This window comes from Thioalkalivibrio sp. ALMg11, assembly GCF_000377905.1.
Classification (GTDB): Bacteria; Pseudomonadota; Gammaproteobacteria; order Ectothiorhodospirales; family Ectothiorhodospiraceae; genus Thioalkalivibrio.
Genome location: NZ_KB898871.1, coordinates 332,416 through 357,119 on the forward strand (window position 1 = coordinate 332,416; position 24,704 = coordinate 357,119).

Sequence of the window (24,704 nt, forward strand, 5' to 3'; positions counted from 1 at the left end):
GCCGATGGCGCGCTGGCGCCTGGTCGTCACGGGCCGGGTGCAGGGGGTGGGGTTCCGGCCATTCGTCGCGGACCGGGCCCACCGGCTGGGGCTCACCGGAACGGTCGGCAACACCCCCGAGGGCGTGGTGATCGAGGTCGAGGGGATGGACGCGGCACTGGCTGCGTTCCGCGCCACGCTGGAACACGAGGCTCCGGCGGCCTCGCGCGTCGATGCAATCACCGTAACCACTGCCCCCGTGTCCGGAGCGACCGCGTTCCGCGTGGTGCAGAGCCCCAACCAGGGCGGCGCCCCGGCGCTGGCCCCGGACCGCGCGCCCTGCCGTGACTGCATTGCCGAGCTCCGCGATCCGGCAGCCCGGCGCTATGGCTATCCGTTCACCGCCTGCACGGCCTGCGGCCCGCGCTGGAGCATCGCGACGGCCCTGCCCTGGGACCGGGTGCACACCACGCTGGCCGGTTTCCCGTTGTGTCCGGCCTGCCAGACGGAGTATTCCGACCCGGCCGACCGGCGCTTTCGTGCCGAGGCCCTGGCCTGCCCGGACTGCGGGCCGCAACTGACGCTGCGCGCGTCGGACGGGGCCGAGCGGGCCACCGGCGACGCGGCCCTGCGCGCGGCGGTGACCGCGCTGCGCGAGGGGCAGATCCTGGCGCTGAAGGGCCTGGGCGGCTTCCAGTTGCTGGTGGATGCGGGCAGCGAAACGGCGGTCGCACGCCTGCGCGCGCGCAAGCAGCGCCCGGAGAAACCACTGGCGGTGATGCTGCCCGACTCCGGCTGGCTGGAACGCCTGGCCCGGGTCAGCGAGAGCGAACGGGCGCTGCTGCTCGCGCCCGAGGCCCCCATCGTTCTGGTCGAATGCCAGCTCGGCGGCCCGCTGGCAACGGGCGTGGCTCCCGCCCTCTCGCGCCTGGGCCTGATGCTGCCTGCCACCCCACTACACCAGCTGCTGCTGGACGACCTGGCCCGCCCCGTGGTCTGCACCTCCGGCAACCGCCACGGCGAGCCGCTTTGCGTCGATGGCGAGGAGGCGGTGGCCCGGCTCAGAGCGATTTCGGATCTCATCCTGGACCACGACCGGCCGATCGCGCGGGCGCAGGATGACTCGGTATTCCAGGTCGCCGCCGGTCGGGCGCAATGCCTGCGCCTGGGGCGCGGCTACGCACCGCTGCGCGTGCCCGTGCCGGAACCCGGCCTCGTCACCCTGGCCCTGGGTGGCCACCTGAAGGCTGCCCCCGCGCTGGCCCTGGCGAGCGAGGTGGTGGTCGGCGCCCATGTCGGCGATCTGGAAAGCGACCCGTCGCTGCGCCGACTCCAGGGCGAGGCCCGGGCACTGGGCGCACTCTGCGGGGTGTCGGTCAACCAGGTCGCTTGCGATCAACACCCCGACTACGCCTCCACGCGCCTGGCCGAGGCCTGGGGGACGCCGGTCTTCCCCGTACAACACCACCACGCCCACGCGGTGGCCTGCCTTGCCGAGCACGGGGTGCGCGGCCCGGCCCTGGCACTGGTGTGGGACGGGGCCGGGTTGGGCGAGGACGGCACGCTGTGGGGCGGCGAGTGCCTGGATATCGATGTCGACGGGGGGTATCGGCGCATCGGCCATCTGCGACCCTTCCGCCTTCCCGGCGGCGAGGCCGCCATCCGCGAGCCGCGCCGGGCCCTGCTGGGCCTACTGCACGCCCATTTCGACGGCGACCCGGACGCGCTGGACGCCAGTCCGGCGCGGGGGCTGTTCACGCCGGACGAATGGCGCACGCTGACGATGGCGCTGGGGCGCGGGATCAACGCGCCCTGGACCAGTAGTATCGGGCGGCTGTTCGACGCGGTTGCGGCCCTGAGCGGACTGCGCACCAAGGCCGGCTTCGAGGGGCAGGCCGCGATGCTCGTGCAGCAGGCGGCGGAGGCCGAAGGGGAGGCGTTCGACGCGCCCGGCCTGCCACTGGAACCGGCCGCGACACCCTGGCGGGCCGACTGGGGCCCGCTGATGGAGAGCCTGCTGGCGGACCATGCGGCGAGCGCCTCGCCCGGGCGTATGGCCGCCCGGCTGCACGCGGCACTGGCAAGGCTTGCAGTGGACGCGGCCCGGGCCGGCGGCATGGACAGCGTGGCACTAACGGGCGGATGCTTCCAGAATCGGTGGTTGCTGGAACACTGTTCGGATGCGCTTCAAAAAGCCGGCTTCCACCCGTTTTGGCCGCAACGCATCCCGCCGAATGATGGCGGGCTGGCCCTGGGCCAGGCGGTGATCGCACGCCGGGCCGCAGCGCCCATGAGAGGAGACTGAAACCATGTGCCTTGCCATCCCCGGCCGCATCGACACGGTGGAAGGCGACGACCCGCTGTTCCGCCAGGCACGCGTGGCGTTCGCTGGCGTCACGCGCACGGTGTCGCTGGCCTGCACGCCGGAGGCGGGAGTGGGCGACTACGTGCTGGTGCATGCGGGCATCGCGATCGCGACCCTCGACGAGACGGCCGCCGAGCGCACCCTGGCAGCGCTGCGCGAGATCCCCCGTCACGATCCGCCCGCACCGGAGCGCAGGTGAAGCACCTGGACGAATACCGCGACCCGGCGCTGATTCTGCGCCAGGTCGAGGCGATCCGCGCTGCCTGCACCCGGCGCTGGACGCTGATGGAGGTCTGCGGCGGCCAGACCCACGCGATCCTGCGCCATGGTCTGGACGAGCTGTTGGAGGGTTGTGTCGAGCTGATCCACGGACCCGGCTGCCCGGTCTGTGTGACGCCGGCCGAGACCCTGGACCAGGCCGTGCTGCTCACCCGCCGCCCGGAAGTGACGTTGTGCACCTTCGGCGACATGCTGCGCGTGCCCGGGGCGCTGGGCGACCTGAACGCGGCGCGCGCGGCCGGGGGCGACGTGCGCGTGATCTACTCGCCGCTGGATGCGGTGGCGCTGGCGTGCGAACACCCGGAATGCGAGGTCGTGTTGCTGGCCGTGGGCTTCGAAACCACCGCACCGGCCGCGGCCATTGCGGTGCTGCAGGCCGAGGCCCTGGGCCTCGGCAACCTGTCACTGCTGGTCTCGCACTCGCTGGTGCCACCGGCGATGGAGGCGCTGCTGGCCGACCCGGACAACCGCATCCAGGGCTTTCTGGCCGCCGGGCATGTCTGCACGGTCGAGGGAGCGACGGCCTACCAGGCGATCGCCGAACGCTTCCGCATCCCGATCGTGGTCACCGGCTTCGAGCCGGTGGACCTGCTGGCCGGGATCCACGCCTGCGTGGAGCAGCAGGAACGCGGCGAGGCCCGCGTGGAGAACCGCTACGACCGGGCGGCCCGGGACGACGGCAACGCAGCCGCGCGCGAGGCGGTCACGCGGGTATTCGAGCCGGTCGAGCGCGAATGGCGCGGCATGGGGCGCCTGCCCGCCAGCGGTCTCGGCCTGCGGCCGGAGTACGCCCGGTTCGATGCCGTGGCGCGCTTCGAGATCGCCGCACCCGCGGCTACGGGGGACGGCCCCTGCATCGCCGGCGAGGTGTTGCGCGGGCTGCGCCGCCCCACCGACTGCCCCGCCTTCGGCCGCGAATGCACGCCGGATACCCCGCTGGGCGCGCCGATGGTCTCCTCCGAAGGGGCCTGTGCCGCCTACCTGCATTACCGGGAGGGATGACCATCGAGATCGTGCGGCTGGCGCATGGCGGCGGGGGCCGGCTACAGGCCAAGCTGCTGGACGAGGTGATCCTGCCGGCGCTGGAGGCGCGCGCCCTCGGCGCCCCCGATGCCGCCGTGCTCGACCACCCGGGCGGACGCCTCGCGCTGACGACCGACAGCTTCGTCGTGCGCCCGCTGTTCTTCCCCGGCGGCGATATCGGGCGCCTCGCGGTGCATGGCACGGTGAACGATCTGGCGATGGCCGGGGCGCATCCCCTGTGGCTGACCCTGGGGCTGATCCTGGAGGAGGGGCTCGCAGTGGCCGACCTGCAGCACATCCTCGCCTCCGTGCGCGCGACCGCGCAGGAGTGCGGCGTGCAGGTGGTGGCCGGCGACACCAAGGTGGTGGAGGCCGGGCGCGGCGACGGGGTCTACATCAACACCAGCGGGGTGGGCGTCGTGCCGGACGGCGTGCAGATCGCGCCGGGGGCGATCCGGCCCGGTGATGTACTGCTCGCCAGTGGCGATCTTGGCCGCCATGGCGTCGCAATCCTCGCCGCCCGCGAGGGCCTGGGCCTGGACCCGCCGATCCCCAGCGACAGCACGTCGGTCGCCGGGGCCGTGGCCGCGTTGCTAGCCGCCGGCGTCCCGGTCCACGCGCTGCGCGATCCGACCCGCGGCGGCGCCGTGGCGGCACTGCAGGAGCTGGCCGACGCCTCCGGCTGCCGGCTGGTGCTGGACGACGCCGCGATCCCTGTTCGCGACGACGTACGCGGGGCCTGCGAGATCCTCGGACTGGACCCCCTGCACTCCGCCTGCGAGGGCCGCTTCCTGGCGGCCGTTCCGGAACACGCGGCCGCTCAGGCCCTGACCATTCTCCGGGGCCGCGCGGAAGCAGCCGGGACCGTCGCCATCGGACGGGCGGAGCCGGGTGAGCCCGCCGTCATCCGACGCCTGGCGACCGGCGTGGAGCGCCGCATGATCCTCCCGGCCGGCGAGCAGCTGCCGCGTATCTGCTGAAGCGGCCTGCGTGCCGCGCTATGGTGGGTCACAACGACAGGAGGACCTCGAGATGAACTTGCGCACCCTCATGGGAACCCCCCTGGCATTGGCCACCACGCCCGTCCTGGCCCACCCCGGGCACGGTCACGGGGACGCCTTCTCGCTGCTCCACTTCCTGAGTTCACCCGAGCATCTCTGGCCCCTCGGGCTGCTGGTGCTGGCGATTATCGGGGGCCTGTTCGGTGCCCGCTGGTACCGCCACCGGGCGCGACGCTGACGTCAGCCGGCGACGGGCGAACCTTCCACCGGCCACCAGTAGCGCTGTTCGTAGTCACGGTCGCGATCGCGCACCGGTACCGGGACGAAGTCCATCGTCGCAAAGAAGCCAGCAGCCGAGGCCTGGGCCTTGACCAGCACCCCGGCCACCCCGGCCTCGCGCGCGGCGGTGCGGCAGGCCTCGACCAGTTGCCGGCCCACACCCTGCCCGCGGGCCGCTCGCCCTACATAGAGGCCGTGCAGCAGCAGCCCATCGGTGGCGCCTTCCGGCAGCTCACGGGTCTCCGCCGCCTCCCAGGCGGCAGTGCCGACCACCTGCCCCAAACGCTCCAGCACCGTCACCTCGAGGAACATCAGATCGGCCTCGGTATAGCGGTAGGCCGGCAGGGCGAGCCGGCGCACGCGCTCGGGCAAGGGCCAGTCCTCGACCGCCTCGGCCACCAGCCCGTTGATAGCGTCGAGATCGCCGGCGCGGGCCCGGCGGAGGGATTCTGTAGATTTCATCATGGTGGTGGCTGCAGTATCGGACACGGGCGGGCTCGTCGTCGGCATGGTTCCTGCTCGGACCTGTTGGACGGGCCGAAGTGCCGGGACAAACGGCGCGCGCGGGCCGTCACGACAATGCCATCCCCGATCGGGGATAATCGCGGCGCACTGAAAGGAGACGACACCGCACCATGACGGAACTGAAAAAGGCGATCGAGCACCAGCGCGACTACCTCGAGGACAAGCTGCATGAACCCCTGGCGGAGATCGCCAGCCGCCTGAGCGCGGCGTGGCCACGCCGCGAGGCGTTGGACTCGATCCTGGAGGAGGCGATCCGCCAGATCCCGGAGGCGACCTTTGTGTATGCGCTGAATACCGAGGGGGTCCAGCTCTCGGACAACATCTCGCGCACTGGCGTGCTGCCGGAACACTTCGGGCGCGATCGATCGCAGCGCCCATACATGAAGGAGGCCGTGCCCGCGGACGGCTTCCTGCTGTCGGATGCCTACATCAGCCTGCTCGGGCGGCGCCCATCGCTAACCGCGCTGCAGCTGGTGCGCGACGACCAGGGCAACGCACTGGGTTTTCTCGGCGCGGACTTCGACCTGCGCAACCTGCCCGACTTCTCCGAGGACCTGTACGAGGAGCCCAGCGAGTGGCGCCAGATCAAGGGCGATCCGTCGATTCGCGGGACGCTGTTCCTGCAGAGCCGAACCGAGAGCCTGATGGACCAGAACATGGACACCGCCCTGGCCATTCTGGAAGAACTGTTCACCGAGCGCGGCGTGTTCCAGGGGGTGTTCCACTTCTCCAGTTCGCGCGCCACGCTATGGACCACCGAGGACCCGTACCGCTACCGCATCCTGACCCACGAATCCCTGGGCGACCCGGACGTCTGCCTGGCGTTTCCGCACGAGCCGTACCCCGCGGAGGCGCTGATCCCAAGGGAGGACGTCGGCCGCGTGCTCGAGGCACTGCGCGCGCTGCGCTATGCCGACGAAACCGTGTACCTGCGTTCCGCCTCGATCAACCTGTTCAACGGCATGATCAGCCTGACCTTCTCGTGCGACGGCTCGCATTACATGACCTGGGACGACTTCCTCGGCCGGTCTATCCAGTTCTGGATCGGCGCCACCGGCTAGGGAGACACGGATCGATGCGCTGCTCTCCCCCGGGGCTGTCGCGCGCCGATCAACTCGGTCATCATGGTCACGGGATCACCGGGGCCACACGCACATGGAAACCGGATACGCCAGGGAGATGGGTGGCCGCGCCGAGCAACAGGACGCGGTGACCGTGCTACAAAACTCGGACGGGCAAAGCGCCCTGCTGCTGGTCGCGGATGGGATGGGCGGCCACGAGGGCGGGGCACGCGCCTCGCACGCCGCGATTGCGACCGCCGAACGCCTGTGGACCCGCTACGCGGGGCAGGCTGCCGATGCCCGTGCCCTGCTCAACGCTCTCTTCCACGAGACCCATGCGGCCTTGCTGGAGGCCGGGGGTACCGATCCGTCCCAACGCCCCGGCACCACGCTGGTGGCACTGTATGTGACCCCGACCTCCGCTTGCTGGGCCCATTGCGGCGACAGCCGCCTGTACCACTTCGAAGGCGACACCCTTCAGCGGCGCACGCGCGATCACACCCGGGTCCAGCAGTTGGTCGACGAGGGGGTAATAAGCGAGGCGCAGATGGCAACGCACCCGGAGCAGAACCGGCTATTGCGAGGCCTCGGCGTGGTCGACCCGATCGAGGTGGACTACGGCGAAGCCCCCGTCACCCGTCACACGCGCTTCTTGTTGTGCTCGGATGGCTTCTGGGAACAGATCGGACCGGTCGAGATCGCGGAACTGCTGAACAGCCCGGACCTCGACACGGCCACCGCGAGCGCCGCCGTCGAAGCGGCGCGACGCGGCGGACCCAAGGGTGACAACGTGGCCCTGGCAGCATGGCGGACCGGCCCGCCGCGCGGGCATTTCTGGGGCCGGCACCTGAAGGCGCGCATCGCGCCCACGCTGGGCCTGCTGGTGCTACTGGCTGCGGCCCTTGCGATCCTGCTGTGGCCGCTGGACTGATGCCGACCGTATACTCGCGGTCTCGCCGAGCCGCACCAGTCCTTGCCATGATGCCAGTCCACAGCACGCTGCTTCGCCTCGTCCTGCTCGCCGCACTGACAGCGTTACTGTCCGGCTGTGCGCAGCTACAAGGCTTGTTCGACCCCGAGGCGGAGGGCGCCGAGGACGAGGTCGTCGCGACCGACGAGGCCCGGTCCGACCCGGTTGCCCGTGAGGAACCGGACGAACGCCTCAAGATCGCCGAGATCGTGCAGCTCTTGCAGGGCGGCGAGATGGACCGGGCGCGCTCGGCACTGGACCGGATCCTCGCAGACGACCCGGACCACCGCGCCGCGCGCGGCCTGCGCGAACAGCTCTCCGGGGATCCGCAGGCGACCCTGGGCGAGGCCTATTTCCTCCACACGGTGGAGCCGGGCGACAGCCTGGGTGGGCTGGCGCGCGAGCATCTCGGCGATGCCACCCGCTTTGTGATCCTCGCACGCTACAACGACATCGAACGCCCGGACCGGCTGCTCGTCGGGCAACGGCTGCGCATCCCGCGGGATGTATCGGGGCTGCAACGTGGCGAGACCGATCTGGACGAACAGCTGATGGCCCTGGACCCCGACGCCGCGCCCGGCGTCAGCGAGGACGGTTTGCGCCGCGCAATCGAGGCCGACCTGGCGGCGGCGCGTTACGGCGCGGCGCTGGAGGTGGTGGAGCTGGCCCGCGAGCATCCCGAGGCGCAGAACCAGTGGGCCAGCTGGCTAGCCCCCCTTTCGAGCGCCGCGACGATCGGCTACTGGCACCAGCAGGGCCTGGAGGCGCGCTCGGCAGGCGCGACCGAAGAGGCGCTGGAGGCCTTCGGCCGGGTACTCGAGCAGGACCCGCAACACGCGACCGCGCGCCAGCACCTTGATGAGCTGGAACAACAGCGCAAGGAGGCCCTGCACGCGGAGGCCATCGTGCGCTACCGCAACCAGGACCTGGAGACCGCCATCGCGTTGTGGGACGAGGCCCTGGAGATCGACCCTGGGTTCGACGCGGCGCGCGGCTATCGCCTGCGAGCCATGGAACTGCAGCGCCGCCTGGATGCCCTAGGGAACGGCCGGAGCTAGCCCTTACCGGTCCGCCTGGAAGGGACTTCGGTCGGCAGATCTTCGGGCGCAATCTCCTGGGTGCGGTCACCGTCGGCAACCGGCGCAGCGGCGCCGCGTTCAGGTGTCGCGGCGACCCGGCGCTTCATGCGCGCCTCCAGCGAGTCCGCCATCGCGTTGTAGGCACTGAAGACCCGCTCGAAGTCGTCGTGTCGACGGGCACGGATCCGGGTATCGAGCCGCCCCTGACCGATCTGGTCCAGCGCCCCACGCAGGCGCTCCAGCGGCGCCTGGAGACGCCGGGCAAGCACGTAGGCCCCGAGAAGCACCGCCAGGAGGGTGACCAGCGTGAGCATCAGCAAGGCCATGAAGGTGGCCTCGTTCGCAGCGCGCAACGACCCCGTGGACAGCCCGACCTGGAGTTGCCCAATGTGATGATCCTGGTAGCGAACCGGGGCCTCGAACATGAACAGCTCTCCACCATCCCGCCCGGTAATGGACCACACGGCCTGGCCGTCGCGACGCTGAAGCAGACGGTCCTCGGAAGGCGGCTCGTAGGGCTGGCCCAGGGCCTCCGGGTCGCTGCTGGCGACCACCTCGCCGCGGCGGTCCGACACGCTCAGCAGGGCAATCTCCCGGTTCGCCTGCATGTCGCGCAGGCGTCCCTGTACCGCAATGGTGTCTTCCAGCAACAGGTCCTCGGCACTTTCCACCGAGATGATCTGCGCCAGCGTAGCCCCGTAGTCGAACGCCAGGTCGGTCATTACGGCGTTCTGTTTCTGATGCACCAGCGTCCCGCCAACAACCAGGGTAACCGCCACCAGGACCCCCATCACCGCGGCCCAGCGCAGACGCAGCGGGACAATCCGACGGCCGGCCCCCGCCCGTTCGCGCTCGGCGCGTTCCTCGTCGATCCGGTCAAGGTCCACCAGCAGCTCGCCGGCCGACTGGTAGCGCTCGTCCGGCTCCTTCGCCAGCAGGCGCAGCACCAGCTCGATCAGTTCCTGTGGACAGTCGCGCACGATGACCCGCGGTGCGGGGACCGGATCCTTGACCACCCGGGTCAGCAGGGTCTCGACATCATGCCCGCGAAACGGGGTGGCCCCCGTCAGGAGCTCGTACAGCACCACGCCCACCGAATAGAGGTCGCTACGCGCGTCGGTATCGCGGCCGCGAATCTGCTCCGGCGCCATATAGTGCGGCGACCCTGCGATATAGCCGTCGTCGTCCTCGGCAAGCCAGTCGTCGTCGGAACGCCAGTCGGGGTCACTGAGGGTGCGGGCGATGCCGAAGTCCATCACCTTGATATTCGCGGTGGCGCTGGTGACGATGATGTTTTCGGGCTTGATGTCGCGGTGCACCACACCGTTGCGGTGCGCATAGTCCAGGGCCTCCACCAGCTGGATGGCGATCTTCAGGACATTGCGCAGCAGCAGCGGCCGAAACTGCGCGGCAAACTCCGCGAGCGTGATCCCGTCCAGCAGCTCCATTGCGATGAAGGGCTGATGATCCGACTCGCCCACGTCGAAAATCGTGACGATCCCGGGGTGGGTCAGGGTGCCTGCGGCACGCGCCTCGGCCAGGAAGCGGCGCCGATATTCAGGGCGACAGGCATAGTCGGGCTGCAAGCACTTGATCGCCAGCGGACGCCGAATGTCGGGGTCATAGCCGCGGTAGATCACGGCCATCGCCCCGCGTCCGATCTCGTCGCCGACCCCGTAGCGCCCGATCCGCTGCATGAGGAACGCGGGGCCGGGCCTCAGGCCGTCTCGAGCAGGATGCGCGCGATGGCGGCCAGCACCAGCACCACCACCGCAACGCTCAGCCAGCGCCACAGCCGCCGGCGACCGCCGCCCTGCGCACGGACGTCGGACCCATCATCACGCCGGCGAAAGACGAATTCCACACGACCAAAGCGCACGTGGTCGCCGTCCTTCAGGGTCGCCTCGTGCACCTTCTCGTCATTGACCCAGGTGCCATTGGTGGACAACAGATTGACCACGCGGCATTCGCCGCCGTCGTTCACCAGCCAGGCATGCTGCGAGGAGACACTGCCCTCCTGCAACACGATGTCATTGGCGGCCTGGCGCCCCACCGACCGTTTGCCCGGCTTCAGCGTCAGGCGTTGCTGGGCGAAGGGCTCGGATATACCCACCAGCACCGGGTGGCCACCGGGCGGCGCGGTGTCGCGGGCCATGTCGGGCGCGGTCTCCTGATCCGGCAATTCCTGCCCCTGGAACAGCATCGTGCCCTGCGGGCCATTGCGCCCGGTGTCCTTGCGTCGTCCCTGATCGCTCATCGCTCCCCCTGATCCATCGGCCATTGGTGGCTCTGCTGGTCGTCCTAGCGTACTGGCCGAGTATGCACGGCCGCCGCGCGCCAAAACAACGAACGCGTCACAGCATGAAACGGCCTGCTATGCTCGATTCACCGGATCCACCACGAAGGGAGTTTGACCATGGAACAGGAAGCCACCAACGGAGCCCCGCTCAGGGAACTGATCGAACCTCTGGTTCGCGGAAAATTCTGGATGCAGTTGATCGGAGTGATGCTGATCATCTCGGGCGTGCTGACGGCCCTGTCGATCGTCGGGATCATCATTGCCTGGATCCCGATCTGGGCCGGCGTGGTGCTGATGCAGGCCGCCAGCGCCTCGCAGCGCGCCTTCGACAGTGCCGACCCGCTGGAAATGAAATACGCAATGAGCCGGCTGCGCATTTACTTCACCATCTTCGGGGTGCTGTTGCTGATCTATCTGATCCTGATGGTGGTCGGCATGCTGTTCGGCATCGGGGCCGGGCTGATGGGCACCGGGGGCTTCGGGGGCTTCGGCCACATGCAGTAGCGACCCACCCTGGCAGCCTGTCGGATTTGGGACTGATCTGCTGCGCGTGCGGGAGAGTGGCCCCTTCTCCCGCTCTCTCTCGTTACATCTTCCCCACTATGCGCTTCGAGAGACCGGAAAAGGGTCTCGCTCTCCCACCACGCTCGCGATGATCGCCCAAACCCGACGGGCTGCTAGCGCCGTCATTGCGAGGAGCGCAGCGACGAAGCAATCCCCGTCCGCAGCCACCGAACCCCGCCTGTGGATGCGGGGTTCGGGAGGTTGCTCGCTGCGCTCGCCCTTCGGGCCGGCCTGCGGCCGTTCAAGACGCGCCGCACTTTTGTGCCACGTCGCCTTCGGCCCCTCGCAATGACGGGGGTGCCGGTCAGACCTCGCGGTAGATGCGCGCGCCCTTCTCGACGAACTCGACCGCCTTCTCCTGCATCCCCTTCTTCAGGGCCTCGTCTTCCGAGACGCCCTGGGCCGCCGCGTAGTCGCGCACGTCCTGGGTGATCTTCATCGAGCAGAAGTTGGGGCCGCACATGGAGCAGAAGTGGGCGACCTTGTGCGCGTCCTTGGGCAGGGTCTCGTCGTGGAATTCACGCGCGCGCTCCGGGTCCAGCGCGAGGTTGAACTGGTCCTCCCAGCGAAACTCGAAGCGCGCCTTGGACAGCGCGTTGTCCTGCAGCTGCGCGCCGGGAAAGCCCTTGGCGAGATCGGCCGCATGGGCCGCGATCTTGTAGGTGATAATGCCGTCGCGCACGTCCTGCTTGTTGGGCAGGCCCAGATGCTCCTTCGGCGTCACGTAGCAGAGCATCGCGGTGCCGTACCAGCCGATGTTGGCCGCGCCGATCCCGGAGGTGATGTGGTCGTAGGCCGGGGCGATATCGGTGACCAGCGGGCCGAGAGTGTAAAACGGCGCCTCGAAGCAGTCTTCCAGCTCCTTGTCGACGTTCTCCTTCACCTTCTGCAGCGGGACGTGGCCGGGGCCTTCGATCATCACCTGCACGTCGTGCGCCCAGGCCTTCTGCGTCAGCTCGCCCAGGGTCTCCAGCTCGCCGAACTGCGCGGCGTCGTTGGCGTCGGCCAGGCAGCCGGGGCGCAGCCCGTCACCGAGGGAGAACGAGACGTCGAACGCCTTCATGATCTCGCAGATCTCGTCGAAACGGGTGTAGAGGAAGTTCTCCTCGTGATGCGCCAGGCACCACTTGGCCATGATCGATCCACCGCGCGAGACGATGCCGGTCACCCGATCGGCGGTCAGCGGCACGTACTGCAGGCGCACGCCGGCATGGATGGTGAAGTAGTCCACACCCTGTTCGGCCTGCTCGATCAGGGTGTCGCGGAACAGTTCCCAGGTCAGGTCCTCGGGCTTGCCGTCGACCTTCTCCAGCGCCTGGTAAATCGGCACGGTACCGATCGGCACCGGCGAGTTGCGCAGGATCCACTCGCGGGTCTCGTGGATGTTCTTGCCGGTGGACAGGTCCATCAGGGTGTCGCCGCCCCAGCGCGCGGACCATACGAGCTTCTCGACCTCCTCCTCGATCGAGGAGGAGACCGCGGAGTTGCCGATGTTGGTGTTCACCTTCACCCGGAAGTTGCGGCCGATGATCATCGGCTCCAGCTCCGGGTGGTTGATGTTGGCCGGGATGATCGCGCGGCCGCGGGCGATTTCGTCACGCACGAACTCGGGCGTGATCGCCTCGGGGATGGACGCCCCGAAGGACTCGCCGGCGTGCTGGCGCAGCAGCTTCTTGTAGCGCGGGTCGGCGCGCAGCTCCTGCAGGCGGTTGTTCTCACGGATGGCGACGAACTCCATCTCCGGGGTGATAACCCCCTGGCGGGCGTAGTGCATCTGCGAGACGTTCGCGCCGGCCCGGGCCCGCCGCGGCGGGCGGATGTGCTCGAAGCGCAGGCTGGCCAGTTCCGGGTCGGCGGCGCGGACGCGGCCGTATTCGGAGCTCGGGCCGTCCTGCCATTCGGTGTCGCCACGCTCGTCGATCCAGCCGCCGCGCAGATCCGTCAGGCCCTGGCGCAGATCGATGGTCGCGTCCGGATCCGTGTACGGGCCCGAGGTATCGTAGACCGGGATCGGCGGGTTCTCTTCCGGGGTGCCGGAGGTCAGCGTGGGGCTTTGTGCAACCTGGCGGAACGGCACGCGGATGTCCGGGCGCGAACCCTGCACGAAGACCTTCTCGGAATTGGGGAACGGGCGCGTGACGTCGGCGGAGACCTGGGCGGTCTTGCGGGCGAAGGACTCGGGGATGGCGCTCATACGGTGACCTCTGCGGTGCGGCTGTGGCAGCAGAGGGAACGGAACGGGCCGGACAGACTGCGAGCGGGGCGCGCGCGGACTGGATCGAGCACCGAGCTTCCCTCCGCCAGCGTTAACTGGTTCAGGTTCAAGGGGACTCTCTCAGCTCGCATCCATAGCGGGCACCCCCAGCTCTGACGAACGAGTGTAACGCACAGCGGGCGTCGGCGGGGGCAACAAGGCCGCGCACATTCCGGTGTTTTGCGTTAGATTATGACTTTGTGACAACCTCCGCGGCGCTATGTCCCCCAAGAACTTCGTCTTCGAACTGTTTGGCCGTTCCCCGGTGCGCCCGCTACAGGCGCACATGGAGAAGGTGCGGGCCTGTATTGCGGAGCTCCCGCCGTTCATGGAGGCCATGGCCCGCGATGACTGGGAGACCGCGCGCGTACAGCAGAAGAAGATCTCGAAGCTGGAGCGCGAGGCGGACCGCCTGAAGAAGGACCTTCGCCTGCACCTGCCCAAGGGCATGATGCTGGCCATGTCGCGCCGCGACGTGCTCGACACCCTGCTGATCCAGGACCGCATCGCCAACATGGCGAAGGATATCGCCGGGCTGATGCTGGGCCGCCAGATGCAGTTCCCCGACAACATGAGCGAGTCGCTGAAGCGCTTCCTCGACCGCAGTGTGGATGCGGTCGATCAGGCCGGCCGGGCGATCAACGAGCTGGACGAACTGGTGGAGGCGGGCTTCCGCGGCCACGAGGTCGAGGTCGTCAACGGCATCCTCACTGAGCTGGACCAGATCGAGCACGAGTCCGACGAGGCTCAGCGCGAGGTCCGCGAGATCCTGTTCGCGCAGGAAGCCGAACTGCCGCCGGTCAACGTGATGTTCATGTATCGCGTGATCGACTCCATCGGCGAGCTGGCCGACCTGGCCCAGCGTGTGGGCAGCCGCCTGCAGCTGATGCTGGCCAAGTAGCCACCGGCACCCAAGGCACCGCGAGGACCGCATGGAATACAGCACCCTGTTGCTCGGCCTTGCAGTGATCTTTGGCCTGTTTATGGCCTGGGGCATCGGCGCCAATGACGTCGCCAATGCCATGGGCACCTCGGTGGGCTCGCGCGCACTGACGATTCGCCAGGCGGTCTTCGTGGCCGCGATCTTCGTGTTCTCCGGCGCCTGGCTGGCGGGCGGCGAGGTCACCCAGACCATCCGTAGCGGGATGGTCGACTCCAGCCTGATGGCCGACAACCCCGAATTGCTTGTCTACGGGATGCTGGCGGCCCTGGCGGCCGCCGGGACATGGCTGATGGTCGCCTCCTATTTCGGCTGGCCGGTCTCCACGACCCACTCCATCATCGGCGCGATCGTCGGCTTTGCCGTGGTGGGGCTGGGTTTCGAGGTGGTGCGCTGGGAGCGCGTCGGCACCATCGCCATGTCCTGGGTGATCTCGCCGATGGTGGGCGGCATGATCGCCTTTGCCCTGTTCCGCAGTGTGCAGATCCTGATCCTCGATACCGTCGATCCGCTGAAGAACGCCAAGCGCTGGGCGCCGCTGTACATCTTTCTGACGGCCTTCGTCACGGCGCTGGTGACGATGTTCAAGGGCCTGACCCACGTCGGCCTGGACCTGACGCCCGTCCAGGCCTATGGCTTCGCCATCCTGATCAGCGCGATCGTGGTCGTGCTGGGGATGATGGCGATTCGTCGCCTGCGCTTTGACCAGGTCGAGGGGGAAGACGGTTCCCACTTTGCCAACGTCGAGAAGGTGTTTGGCATCCAGATGGTGGTGACCGGGTGCGCGATGGCCTTTGCCCTGGGCTCCAACGACGTCGCCAATGCCGTCGGCCCGCTGGCCGCCGTCGTGGACGTGATCCAGACCGGCGAGGTCAGCACGGAGACTGTGGTGCCGGTGTGGGTGCTGCTGCTGGGCGGGGTCGGGATCGTATTCGGCCTGTTCACCTATGGCCACAAGGTGATCGCGACCGTGGGCACCGGGATTACCCAGCTCACCCCCAGCCGCGGCTATGCTGCCACCGCCGCAGCGGCCGCCACCGTGGTGCTGGCTTCCGGCACCGGACTGCCGATCTCCACCACCCATACCCTGGTGGGCGCGATCCTCGGCGTTGGCCTGGCGCGCGGGATCGCCGCGATCAACCTGGGCCTGGTGCGGATGATCTTCCTGTCCTGGATCGTGACGCTGCCGGCCGGGGCGATCCTCGCGGTGGTCTACTTCTACATCCTGCGCAGCATCTTCGGGTAGGCGGACGCCCGGTCTCGGGGCGTTCCAACCCGGGATTCGGCCTGCACACCCCTCTCAGGACGAACAGCTTAGCTGGATCCCGCTCGCCCACTCCGGCGGCAGGTCCGCATAGGCCTCGAATTCCGGCTGTTCGTCGAACGGCCGCGCCAGAATCTGCTGCAGACGCAATACCTCGGACGGATCCCCCGCCTCGGCCTGCTCGATCGCGGCCTGGGCCAGGTGGTTGCGCAGGATGTACTTGGGATTGACCGCATTCATCGCCGCCCGGCGCTCGCCCGAGGACAGCCCCTCCAGTGCCAACCGCGCCTGATAGCGTGACCACCAGGCCTGCCAGGCAGCCCCATCCTCCAGCTCCGATTCGAGTTGCGCGCGGGTCTCCGCCTGCTCCAGGTCCGGCAGCTGGCGGAAGAAGCGCGTGTAGTCCACGCCCTCGGCCGCCATGCGTGCGAGCAGCTCCTGGATCAGGGCCTCGTCGTCATCCTGTGGCGTCTGCAGCCCGAGCTTCGCGCGCATGCGCGCCAGCCAGGCGCTCCGGTACTGCGGCTGGAAGTCCTGCAGCAGGGCCTTGGCGCGCTCGATCGCCGCATCCCGGGTCGGGTCGGCGAAATGGATCACCAGGGTCTCGGCCAGGCGGATCAGGTTCCACTGGGCGATCTGCGGCTGCTGGTCGAAGGCATAGCGCCCGCCCTGATCGGTGTGGTTGCAGATGTAGCCGGGATCGAAGGCATCCATGAACGCGAACGGCCCGTAGTCGATGGTCAGGCCGGCCAGGCTCATGTTGTCGGTATTCATTACGCCGTGACAGAAGCCGATGGCCTGCCAGTCGGCAACCATCGACGCGGTGCGGGCGATCACCGCCTCCAGCATCGCGGCCACGGGATCGTCGGCCCCCGCCAGCTCCGGATAGTCATGCGCCAGGGCGTAGTCGATCAGCTCCTGCAGGCGGGCGCTGTAGCCGTTGTAGTGGAAGTACTCGAAATGCCCGAAGCGCAGGAAGCTCGGCGCGGCACGCAACACAATGGCCGCCGGCTCGATGCGCTCGCGGTACACCGGCAGGCTGGAACCGAACAGCGCCACCGCGCGGGTGGTCGGCACGCCCAGCGCAGCCATCGCCTCGGAGACCAGATACTCGCGCACCGAGGAACGCATGACCGCCCGCCCGTCCGCCCCGCGCGAGAAGCGCGTCGGGCCGGCACCCTTGACCTGCAACTCCCAGGTCTCGCCCTGCGGCGTGCGCACCTCGCCCAGGAGCTTGGCGCGCCCGTCACCCAGCTGCGGCACGAAGACGCCGAACTGGTGCCCCGCGTACACCGAGGCGCGCGGCTCGGCCCCCGGCAGCTCGCTACCCCGGGTGCAGGCACCCAGCCACGGGTCGCGGTCCAGGGCCACGGCCTCCAGGCCCAGGCGCTCGCACATCGCGGGGCTGCTCGCCAGGCAGGCCGCATCCGGAAACGGGGCGGGCGCCGGGCTTTCGTGAAAGGCCTCCGGCAGACGGGCAAAGTGGTTGATCCACTCCAGTTCGTTCTCGGATACGGCGGCGTTGACGGGGTCTGGGACCGACATGGGACATTCTCGGCAGGTTGCGGTGTCAGGGGTTATCATGCGCGTCGCATCGGCCCGGGTTCAGGAACCCACGGCGGTCGCGCGTTCATTTTCCGGCCGGATGCCCCGCGGCAGCCGGCACCCCAGCATTCCGGAGGCAAGCCCCGTGTCCGAACAAGACAACCCCAAGCCGCAGAACCTGAAGACCAGCGAACGCCTTGTCTGGATCGGCTTCATGCTGTTTTTCGTGGTCGCGCTGGCGATCTACATCGCGCGCGGTGATGGCCTCGAGCAGGACCTGGCTGAGGCCAACCGCGATCTTTTGCAGGCGCAGATGCAGCTGCAGCAGTACACCCGCCACGAGATCCCGCGTCCGGTGGAACTGGGCCTGACCAATGCCCACCTCCAGGACCTGCAGCGTCGCGGCATGGTGCGCCCGAACGAGCGCCTCGCCGATGACCTGATGCAGCAGACCGGCCTGATTCCGCACGAGGCGCCGCAAGGCGACGCATACGAGTTCCGTCGCGACGGCATCCACGTGCTGAACCACCAGTGGGTCCTGGCGAACTTCGAGGGTGATTCCGCGAACGGCCAGCTACTGCTGGCCTACGAGGTCATCCACGGCAACGTCCACTGGGAAGTGCTGGAGTCCACGCTGGACCGGATCTGAAGCCGGGCCCGGCGGCACACAGGCGCGCCCCGCCCCCGCACAACGGGAACCGGGGCGCGGGGCGGATTCAGCGGTCGTCGCGGGCCAGCGCGGCCAGGTGCTCGCGGGCGGCGGCCGCCTGGCGGCGCACCTGCTGCGGGGCGGTGCCTCCGGTGAGGTTGCGCGCGGCGGCCGAGCCCTCGGGCGTCAGCACCGCGAAGACGTCTTCGCCGACCGCCGGGCTGATCGCCTGCAGGTCCGCCAGCGGCAGCTCCGCCAGATCGACCCCGCGGTCCTGCGCAATGCGCACTGCCCGCCCTACGACCTCGTGGGCATCGCGAAAGGCCACACCGCGCCCGACCAGGTAATCGGCCAGATCCGTGGCCGTGGCGAAGCCCTTGCGCGTGGCCGCCAGGGTGTTCTCCCGCCGCACCTCCAGGTTCGGCACCATGTCGCCGAAGGCGCGCAGCGAGCCCAGCAGGGTATCGACAGTGTCGAACAGCGGTTCCTTGTCTTCCTGATTGTCCTTGTTGTACGCCAGCGGCTGGCTCTTCATCAGGGTCAGCAGCGACATCAGATGGCCGTAGACCCGGCCGGTCTTGCCGCGCACCAGTTCGGGTACGTCCGGGTTCTTCTTCTGCGGCATGATCGAGGAGCCGGTGCAGTAGCGATCCGGCAGCTCGATGAAGGCGAACTGGGCGCTGGTCCACAGCACCAGCTCCTCGGCCTGACGCGACAGGTGCATCATCAGGGTCGCCGCGGCCGCGGTGAATTCGATGGCAAAGTCGCGATCCGAGACCGCGTCCAGGGAGTTGCGGGTGACACTGTCGAAGCCCAGCAGCTCGGCGGTATATTCGCGGTCCAGCGGATACGGCGTACCGGCCAGGGCGGCGGCACCCAACGGCAGGATGTTCACCCGGCGCCGCGTGTCACGCAGGCGCTCGGCATCGCGCTCCAGCATCTCGTACCAGGCCAGCATGTGATGGCCGAAGGTGACCGGCTGCGCGGTCTGCAGGTGGGTAAAGCCGGGCATCACAGTATCCGCCTCGCGCTCGGCCAGGGCGACCAGGCCATCCTGATAGCCGCGGATCAGGCGCAGGACGTCGTCGATGGCTGCGCGCAGCCACAGGCGAATGTCGGTCGCGATCTGGTCGTTGCGCGAGCGCCCGGTGTGCAGCTTCTTGCCGACATCGCCGATGCGCTCGATCAGGCGCGCCTCGATGTTCATGTGCACGTCCTCGCGCCCGACCTGCCAGTCGAACTCGCCAGCGGCGATCTCGTCGCGGATCGCGTCGAGCCCCGCGAGGATCTGCTCCGCCTCGTCCGCGGTCAGCACCCCGACCTTCGCCAGCATGCGCGCATGCGCCTGCGAGCCCTGAATGTCCTCGCGGTACAGACGGCGGTCGAAATCCACCGACGCGGTGAAGCGCTCGACGAAGGCATCGGTCGGCTCGGAAAAGCGACCGCCCCAAAGCTTGGCCTCGCCGGAGGCGGCAGGCGTGGCGGCTGGCTTGTCGTGCGGGGAATCCTGCGTCATGGTGCATCCTGAAGCGGGTGGGACAGACACGGAAGTATACGGGCACAGCCGGGGGGTGAACATGGCGCGGTCCCGCGCCCGGCGACGCCCGGAACCAGGGGAGAGTGTTACGCATGGCCGAAGGGCCGACCACCGGGGAACTCTCGCCGCTGCCGGATTTCTGCAGCGCGGAGACACTGCTGCGCGTGCTGATGGTGGCCGTGCTGCTGGCGCTGGCCGTGGCCCTGTTGCGTGGTGGCGGCCAGGACTGGCTGTCGGCCCTGGCCCTGCACGCCCTGTTCATCTTCTGGGTGGCGCTGACCAGCCTGCTGATCCTGTGCGGGCTCAAGGGGCCCCTGCGCCGACTGCCACTAACCGCCCAGATCGTACTGCCGCCCCTGGTACCCATCGCCAACACCGCCATCGTCTATCGCCTGGCGGAAGAACTGGTGCTGGCCGACCCGGCGCTGCGCTGGCCGGTGATCGGCGTCGCCATCATCCTCAGCCTGATGGCCATGCACTACCTCTACCTCCAGGCAGCCTGGCAACGCGAGGCCCGGGCCGTGGCGGCGGCCCGGGAACAGGCGATGCGCGCGCGTTTGCGCCCGCACTTTCTCTACAACAGCATGAACACCATTGCCGGGCTGTGCCGCAGTGATCCTGCGCGTGCAGAACAGATCACCCTGGATCTGGCGGACCTGTTCCGTGCGACCTTCGCCACCGGGGATCGCCACTCGCTGCGCGAGGAGCTGGACCTGGTCCGCGCGTTCCTCGGGATCGAACAGACTCGTTTCGGCGAACGCCTGGTGCTCGACTGGGACTGCCCCGACCACCCGGGCCTGGACCTCGATGTGCCCACGCTGATCCTGCAACCGCTGGCGGAGAACGCGATCCAGCACGGGATCGCGCCCGCACGCGGCGCAGGACGCATATGGGTGCGCTGCCGCATGGATTCCGGACGGGTCACGGTGACCATCGGCAACACCGTAGATCAACACGCACGCGGCGAGGGGACCGGCACGGCCACCGATGCGGTACGCCTGCGGCTGCAGCACGCCTTCGGCGGGCAGGTACACTTCGAGGCCGAGGGCGAGGGCGAGCGGTTCGAGGTCCGGATCCGTTTGCCGCTCGCCAACCGGGGGGGAACCACATGAACAACGGGCGACTGGAGTTATTGATTGCCGACGACGAGCCGATCGCCCGTCAACGCCTGACCACGCTCGCGCAGGAGTTGGGGCATCGGGTGTTGGCGCAAGCTGCCCATGCCGGCGAGGTCGAGATGCAGTTGCAGGACCACGCGCCGGATGCCCTGCTGCTGGATATCGACATGCCCGGGGAAACCGGGCTGGAACTCGCGCGGCGTCTGCATGCGGAAGATCCCGCGCTGACGGTGATCCTGGTCACCGCCCACGACCGCTTTCCGCTGGAGGCGTTCGAGGCCGGGGTGCGCGACTACGTGCTGAAGCCGGTGCGTCGCGAGCGGCTGGAACAGGCGCTGCAACGTGCGGTGCAGCAAAAACAGGGCCGGCCCGAGACCTTCCCGAACGAGGTCCACATCACCGTCGGCCGGCGCGAGGAACGCGTACCGCTGGAACGGGTGGACATCTTCATCGCGGAGGGCGGCTACGTGATGGCGCGCTCGGCACGCCTGGCCGGCTTCGTCGACGCCCGCCTGCGCGAACTGGAAGGCCTGTACGGCCCGGCCCTGCTGCGGGTGCACCGCGGCTGCCTGGCGGTGAAGGCCTCGATCAAGGGGGTCGAAAGCCTCGGCCAGACCGACCACCGCCTGCTGTTCCACGACGACCTGGACCCGATCCCCATCAGCCGCCGCCAGTTGCCGCGAGTGCGCGATTACCTGCGCAACGGGACCTGAGAGGGCCGCACACCCCTGCGGGATTCGGGGCGCGAAGCATTCACCGTTATACTAGGCCGTTTGAACGCCCGGCCGCTCGCGCCGTGGCTCGCCCGGACAATCCATGAAGCCTGTACGCATCGCCACCCGAAAGAGCCCGCTTGCCATGTGGCAGGCAGAACATGTCGCCGCCCGTTTGCGCGCGCGCGAGCCGGAGCGCCCGGTCGAACTGGTGGGCATGACCACCCAGGGCGACCGCGTGCTGGACTCCCCGCTGGCGCGGATCGGCGGCAAGGGCCTGTTCGTGAAGGAGCTGGAGATCGCGCTGCTGGAGGACCGCGCCGACATCGCGGTGCACTCGGTGAAGGACGTGCCGATGGAGCTGCCCGAGCAGCTGGAACTGCCAGTGATCCTGGATCGCGAGGACCCGCTGGATGCGTTCGTCTCCAACCGGTACGCGCATGTCGACGAGCTCCCGCAGGGGGCCCGGGTCGGCTCCTCCAGCCTGCGCCGGCAGTGCCAGCTGCGCGCGCGGCGCCCGGATCTGGAGGTCCGCGACCTGCGCGGCAACGTGAACACCCGCCTGGGCAAGCTGGATGCCGGCGAATACGACGCCATCCTGCTCGCCTCGGCCGGGCTCAAGCGCCTCGGGTTTCACGAGCGAATTCGCAGCTGCCTGGAGCCGGACGTCAGCCTGCCGGCGGTCGGCCAGGGCGCCATCGCCATCGAGTGCCGCGCCGGCGATACCTCCATTGGCGCGCTGATCGCGCCGCTGAACGATGCGGATACCGCCGACCGCGTGCGCGCCGAGCGGGCCTTCAACCGCCGCCTGGAAGGCGGCTGTCAGGTCCCACTGGCGGCGCATGCGACGCTGGTCGGGGATCAACTGCACCTGGACGGCCTGGTCGGCGCGGTGGACGGCAGTCGCCTGTTGCGCCGCCAGGTCGAGGGGCCGCGCAGCGACGCCCAGGCCCTGGGGATCCGCCTGGCGGACATGCTGCTGGAGCTCGGTGCGGGCGAACTGCTCGCGGCCGCGCATCGCGAACACGGCCAGGACACGAAGGGGTAGACGCATGACCGCATCCGCAAACGACAACACTGTGGTCGAAGAGGCCCGTGGCCCGCTGGCCGGCCTGGGCATCCTGGTCACCCGGCCGGCCGCCCAGGCGGAGCCGTTCTGCACGGCCCTGACGGCCGAGGGTGCAAGCGTGATCCGCTTTCCGGTGCTGGAAATCCTGGCCCCCAGTGATCCCACCAACCTGCGCGAGGTACTGGACCGGCTGGAGGACTTCGACATCGCGGTGTTCATCAGCCCGAACGCCGTCCAGCGCGTGCTCAATCTGGCCCTGGCGGAACGCACATGGCCCGCGAGCACCAAGATCGCGGCGATCGGCAACCGCACGGCGCAGGAGCTGAAGGGCTTCGGGCGGCCGGCCGACATCCTGCCGCCGCGCCGCTTCGACAGCGAGGCCCTGCTGGCGCAGGAGGCGATGCAGGACGTGGCCGGCAAGCGCGTGGTGATCTTCCGCGGTGATGGCGGCCGCGAGCTGCTGGGCGACACCCTGAAGGACCGCGGGGCCGAGGTCACCTTTGCTGAGGCCTACCGCCGCGGACGCCCCGAGGGCGATACCGGCGAGCTGATGTACGCCTTCTCGCGCGGGCAGATCGGCGTGATCACCATCACCAGTGGCGAAGGGCTGCGCAACCTGTACGAGATGGTCGGCAAGCTGGGACGCATGTGGCTGCGCAAGACCCCGCTGGTGGTCGGCAGCGAGCGCATCGCGGAGATCGCGCAGGAGCTGGGCTTCAAGGCCGCAGTGGAGACCGCCGAGGACCCCACCGACGCCGCCATGCTGGCCGCGGTCCACCGCCTCGCGGATCAGCTACGCGCGCACGGAAGCTAGTTTCACCAGAACGGCTCGCAGATAGGCGGCTGCACCAAGAGGTCACGGAGAAGGTGTTACGAGGCGGACAGGCCTCGGGTAGAACCGTAGGATGCGGATGAGCGCAGCGAATCGCATCGATTCTGCGGGTCGGTCGACCCCTGACGCGTTTCAACTGGCTTAACGTCTGCTGCGACCCTGACACCGTTCAAATGGTTTCCCTTCTCCGTGTTCCCTGTGCCCTCTGTGGTTCAACCGATTTTGACCTAGCCCTTCTTCGTTCTTGCGCGTCTTCCTGTGAGATCACTCGGCCGGGGTGGCAGGCTCGAAGCTGTCGTAGCACAGCTGCTCCGGCGGCAGCCCGGCCGCCTGGAACGCCTCGCGCGCGGCGTGGATCATCGCCGGTGGCCCGGCCATGTAGACATCAAAGCCGGACAGGTCCGGGTACTCCGCCAGCACCGCGTCATGAGGCCAGCCGCTGACGGCGGCAAAGCCGGCGGCGGTCTCGGCCGGGGTATCCGACAGCACCGGCGTGAAACGGAAATGTCCGGCGTGCTCGGCGGTCATATGCTGCAGCCAGTCCGGGGCATAGATGCCATCGGCGCCGCGGGCGCCCCAGAACAGGTGGTGTGGGCGGCCCAGTCCCTCGGCGGCCAGGTGATCCAGCATCCCCTTTAACGGACCGAAGCCGGTGCCCCCGCCGACGAACAGGCGCGGACGCGGGGATTCCTCGTCGACGAAGAAGCTACCCAGCGGCCCCTCGATACGCAGCAGCGCCTTGGGCTTGAGCTCCTCGAACACCATGGTGGAAAAGCGCCCGCCCTGCATGTGCCGGACATGCAGGGACAGCTGCGCGTCATCGTGCGGGGCGTTGGCCAGGGAATAGCTGCGGCGCTCGCCCCCCTTGAGCAGGATGTCCAGGTACTGCCCGGCGAGGAATTGCAGGCGCTCGGCGGCCGGGAGCTGCAAACGCAGCTCCATCACGTCGTCGGCCAGACGGTTCAGGGCCGCCACGCGACACGGCAGGGTCTTGACCACGATGTCCCTGGCCGCGCCGATCTCTTTCACCTCGATCTCGAGGTCGTCCACCGGGACCGCCTGGCAGAACAACGCCATGCCGTCGGCCAGTTCCGCCTCGCTGATGCCCGGTGGCTTGTTCGGCCCGTGATCGACCTCGCCCTGCAGCACCCGCCCCTTGCAGGAGCCACAGGCGCCATTGCGGCAGCCATAGGGAAAGGCGAAGCCCTGGCGCAGGCCGGCCTCGAGGACGGTCTCGTCGTCTTCGACCTCGAATACATGGCCACTGGGCTGAATGGTGACATCGAACGCCATCGGGAACCCTCGGTCGCGGAAAGGCCGTCATTCTCGCCGCTGCTGCCCCGAACGCAAGCAACCGCA

At 68.9% G+C, this 24,704-nt stretch carries 23 protein-coding genes and 1 riboswitch; of the genes, 16 read left to right on the top strand and 7 right to left on the bottom strand.

The window, feature by feature from the left end; translation table 11 throughout:
* Positions 1–4: 4 nt before the first annotated feature.
* The 5 genes from hypF to D578_RS0101605 are packed head-to-tail and all read left to right on the top strand — an operon-like array spanning position 5 to position 4,885.
* The gene (gene hypF / locus D578_RS0101585; protein ID WP_042798317.1) at positions 5–2,284 is read left to right on the top strand and encodes a carbamoyltransferase HypF; all 2,280 of its coding nucleotides are present in this window, start codon (positions 5–7) and stop codon (positions 2,282–2,284) included.
* A gap of 4 nt (positions 2,285–2,288) precedes the next feature.
* A complete protein-coding gene (locus D578_RS0101590; RefSeq protein WP_018948265.1) occupies positions 2,289–2,543 on the top strand; it encodes a HypC/HybG/HupF family hydrogenase formation chaperone in 255 nt (84 codons plus the stop codon).
* Positions 2,540–3,625, top strand: coding sequence for a hydrogenase formation protein HypD (gene hypD / locus D578_RS0101595; RefSeq protein ID WP_018948266.1), 1,086 nt, complete (start codon positions 2,540–2,542; stop codon positions 3,623–3,625). Before D578_RS0101590 ends, hypD begins: the two co-directional genes overlap by 4 nt.
* On the top strand, positions 3,622–4,626 hold the full coding sequence (gene hypE, locus D578_RS0101600; RefSeq protein WP_018948267.1) for a hydrogenase expression/formation protein HypE: 1,005 nt from the start codon (positions 3,622–3,624) through the stop codon (positions 4,624–4,626). The genes hypD and hypE overlap by 4 nt, the downstream gene beginning before the upstream one ends.
* Positions 4,627–4,678: 52 nt before the next feature.
* Positions 4,679–4,885, top strand: coding sequence for a hypothetical protein (locus D578_RS0101605; RefSeq protein WP_018948268.1), 207 nt, complete (start codon positions 4,679–4,681; stop codon positions 4,883–4,885).
* Between the two features lie 2 nt (positions 4,886–4,887).
* Here D578_RS0101605 and D578_RS0101610 read toward each other — a convergent pair whose 3' ends face one another.
* Entirely contained in the window at positions 4,888–5,391 is a 504-nt protein-coding gene (locus D578_RS0101610; RefSeq protein ID WP_196800652.1) for a GNAT family N-acetyltransferase, read from the bottom strand.
* Positions 5,392–5,561: 170 nt separating this feature from the next.
* Here D578_RS0101610 and D578_RS0101615 point away from each other — a divergent pair, with 170 nt between their 5' ends.
* From D578_RS0101615 to D578_RS0101625, 3 genes are all read left to right on the top strand, one after another.
* Positions 5,562–6,512: a PDC sensor domain-containing protein gene (locus D578_RS0101615; RefSeq protein WP_018948270.1), complete on the top strand. Its 951-nt coding sequence runs from the start codon at positions 5,562–5,564 to the stop codon at positions 6,510–6,512.
* A gap of 94 nt (positions 6,513–6,606) precedes the next feature.
* The gene (locus D578_RS0101620) at positions 6,607–7,443 is read left to right on the top strand and encodes a PP2C family serine/threonine-protein phosphatase (protein WP_026289118.1); all 837 of its coding nucleotides are present in this window, start codon (positions 6,607–6,609) and stop codon (positions 7,441–7,443) included.
* A 47-nt stretch (positions 7,444–7,490) separates the two neighbouring features.
* Complete coding sequence (locus tag D578_RS0101625; RefSeq protein ID WP_018948272.1) at positions 7,491–8,540, top strand: LysM domain-containing protein; 1,050 nt, start codon at positions 7,491–7,493, stop codon at positions 8,538–8,540.
* Here the strand turns inward: D578_RS0101625 and D578_RS0101630 are convergent.
* Positions 8,537–10,258, bottom strand: coding sequence for a serine/threonine-protein kinase (locus tag D578_RS0101630; RefSeq protein ID WP_018948273.1), 1,722 nt, complete (start codon positions 10,256–10,258; stop codon positions 8,537–8,539). The genes D578_RS0101625 and D578_RS0101630 overlap by 4 nt on opposite strands.
* Positions 10,259–10,278: 20 nt before the next feature.
* A complete protein-coding gene (locus D578_RS0101635) occupies positions 10,279–10,764 on the bottom strand; it encodes an FHA domain-containing protein (RefSeq protein WP_026289119.1) in 486 nt (161 codons plus the stop codon).
* Positions 10,765–10,977: 213 nt separating this feature from the next.
* Here D578_RS0101635 and D578_RS0101640 point away from each other — a divergent pair, with 213 nt between their 5' ends.
* Entirely contained in the window at positions 10,978–11,364 is a 387-nt protein-coding gene (locus D578_RS0101640) for a DUF5362 family protein (RefSeq protein WP_018948275.1), read from the top strand.
* 364 nt (positions 11,365–11,728) lie between these two features.
* Here D578_RS0101640 and thiC read toward each other — a convergent pair whose 3' ends face one another.
* Positions 11,729–13,618 carry a phosphomethylpyrimidine synthase ThiC gene (thiC, locus tag D578_RS0101645; protein WP_018948276.1) on the bottom strand — a complete coding sequence of 630 codons (1,890 nt, stop codon included), beginning with the start codon at positions 13,616–13,618 and terminating at the stop codon, positions 11,729–11,731.
* Between the two features lie 81 nt (positions 13,619–13,699).
* Positions 13,700–13,797, bottom strand: a riboswitch (TPP riboswitch).
* Between the two features lie 101 nt (positions 13,798–13,898).
* On the opposite strand from thiC, the gene D578_RS0101650 reads away from it, so the two are divergent.
* Together D578_RS0101650 and D578_RS0101655 are read left to right on the top strand one after the other, a co-directional pair.
* On the top strand, positions 13,899–14,579 hold the full coding sequence (locus D578_RS0101650) for a TIGR00153 family protein (RefSeq protein ID WP_018948277.1): 681 nt from the start codon (positions 13,899–13,901) through the stop codon (positions 14,577–14,579).
* A gap of 31 nt (positions 14,580–14,610) precedes the next feature.
* Positions 14,611–15,864 (top strand): inorganic phosphate transporter, encoded by a 1,254-nt coding sequence (locus D578_RS0101655; protein ID WP_018948278.1) that lies wholly within the window; start codon positions 14,611–14,613, stop codon positions 15,862–15,864.
* Between the two features lie 54 nt (positions 15,865–15,918).
* Here D578_RS0101655 and D578_RS0101660 read toward each other — a convergent pair whose 3' ends face one another.
* On the bottom strand, positions 15,919–17,427 hold the full coding sequence (locus D578_RS0101660) for a YdiU family protein (RefSeq protein ID WP_018948279.1): 1,509 nt from the start codon (positions 17,425–17,427) through the stop codon (positions 15,919–15,921).
* Positions 17,428–17,572: 145 nt separating this feature from the next.
* Here D578_RS0101660 and D578_RS0101665 point away from each other — a divergent pair, with 145 nt between their 5' ends.
* On the top strand, positions 17,573–18,076 hold the full coding sequence (locus D578_RS0101665; protein ID WP_026289120.1) for a hypothetical protein: 504 nt from the start codon (positions 17,573–17,575) through the stop codon (positions 18,074–18,076).
* A 67-nt stretch (positions 18,077–18,143) separates the two neighbouring features.
* Here the strand turns inward: D578_RS0101665 and argH are convergent, their stop codons facing one another.
* Positions 18,144–19,592, bottom strand: coding sequence for an argininosuccinate lyase (gene argH, locus D578_RS0101670; RefSeq protein WP_018948281.1), 1,449 nt, complete (start codon positions 19,590–19,592; stop codon positions 18,144–18,146).
* 113 nt (positions 19,593–19,705) lie between these two features.
* Between argH and D578_RS0101675 the strand changes: the two genes are divergently transcribed.
* From D578_RS0101675 to D578_RS0101690, 4 genes are all read left to right on the top strand, one after another.
* A complete protein-coding gene (locus D578_RS0101675) occupies positions 19,706–20,725 on the top strand; it encodes a sensor histidine kinase (RefSeq protein WP_018948282.1) in 1,020 nt (339 codons plus the stop codon).
* Positions 20,722–21,444 carry a LytTR family DNA-binding domain-containing protein gene (locus D578_RS0101680; protein ID WP_018948283.1) on the top strand — a complete coding sequence of 241 codons (723 nt, stop codon included), beginning with the start codon at positions 20,722–20,724 and terminating at the stop codon, positions 21,442–21,444. The genes D578_RS0101675 and D578_RS0101680 overlap by 4 nt, the downstream gene beginning before the upstream one ends.
* A 103-nt stretch (positions 21,445–21,547) precedes the next feature.
* Entirely contained in the window at positions 21,548–22,492 is a 945-nt protein-coding gene (gene hemC / locus D578_RS0101685) for a hydroxymethylbilane synthase (protein WP_081617312.1), read from the top strand.
* Positions 22,493–22,496: 4 nt separating this feature from the next.
* Entirely contained in the window at positions 22,497–23,327 is an 831-nt protein-coding gene (locus tag D578_RS0101690) for a uroporphyrinogen-III synthase (protein ID WP_018948285.1), read from the top strand.
* A gap of 282 nt (positions 23,328–23,609) precedes the next feature.
* Here D578_RS0101690 and D578_RS0101695 read toward each other — a convergent pair whose 3' ends face one another.
* The gene (locus D578_RS0101695) at positions 23,610–24,638 is read right to left on the bottom strand and encodes a CDP-6-deoxy-delta-3,4-glucoseen reductase (protein ID WP_018948286.1); all 1,029 of its coding nucleotides are present in this window, start codon (positions 24,636–24,638) and stop codon (positions 23,610–23,612) included.
* Positions 24,639–24,704: the final 66 nt, after the last annotated feature.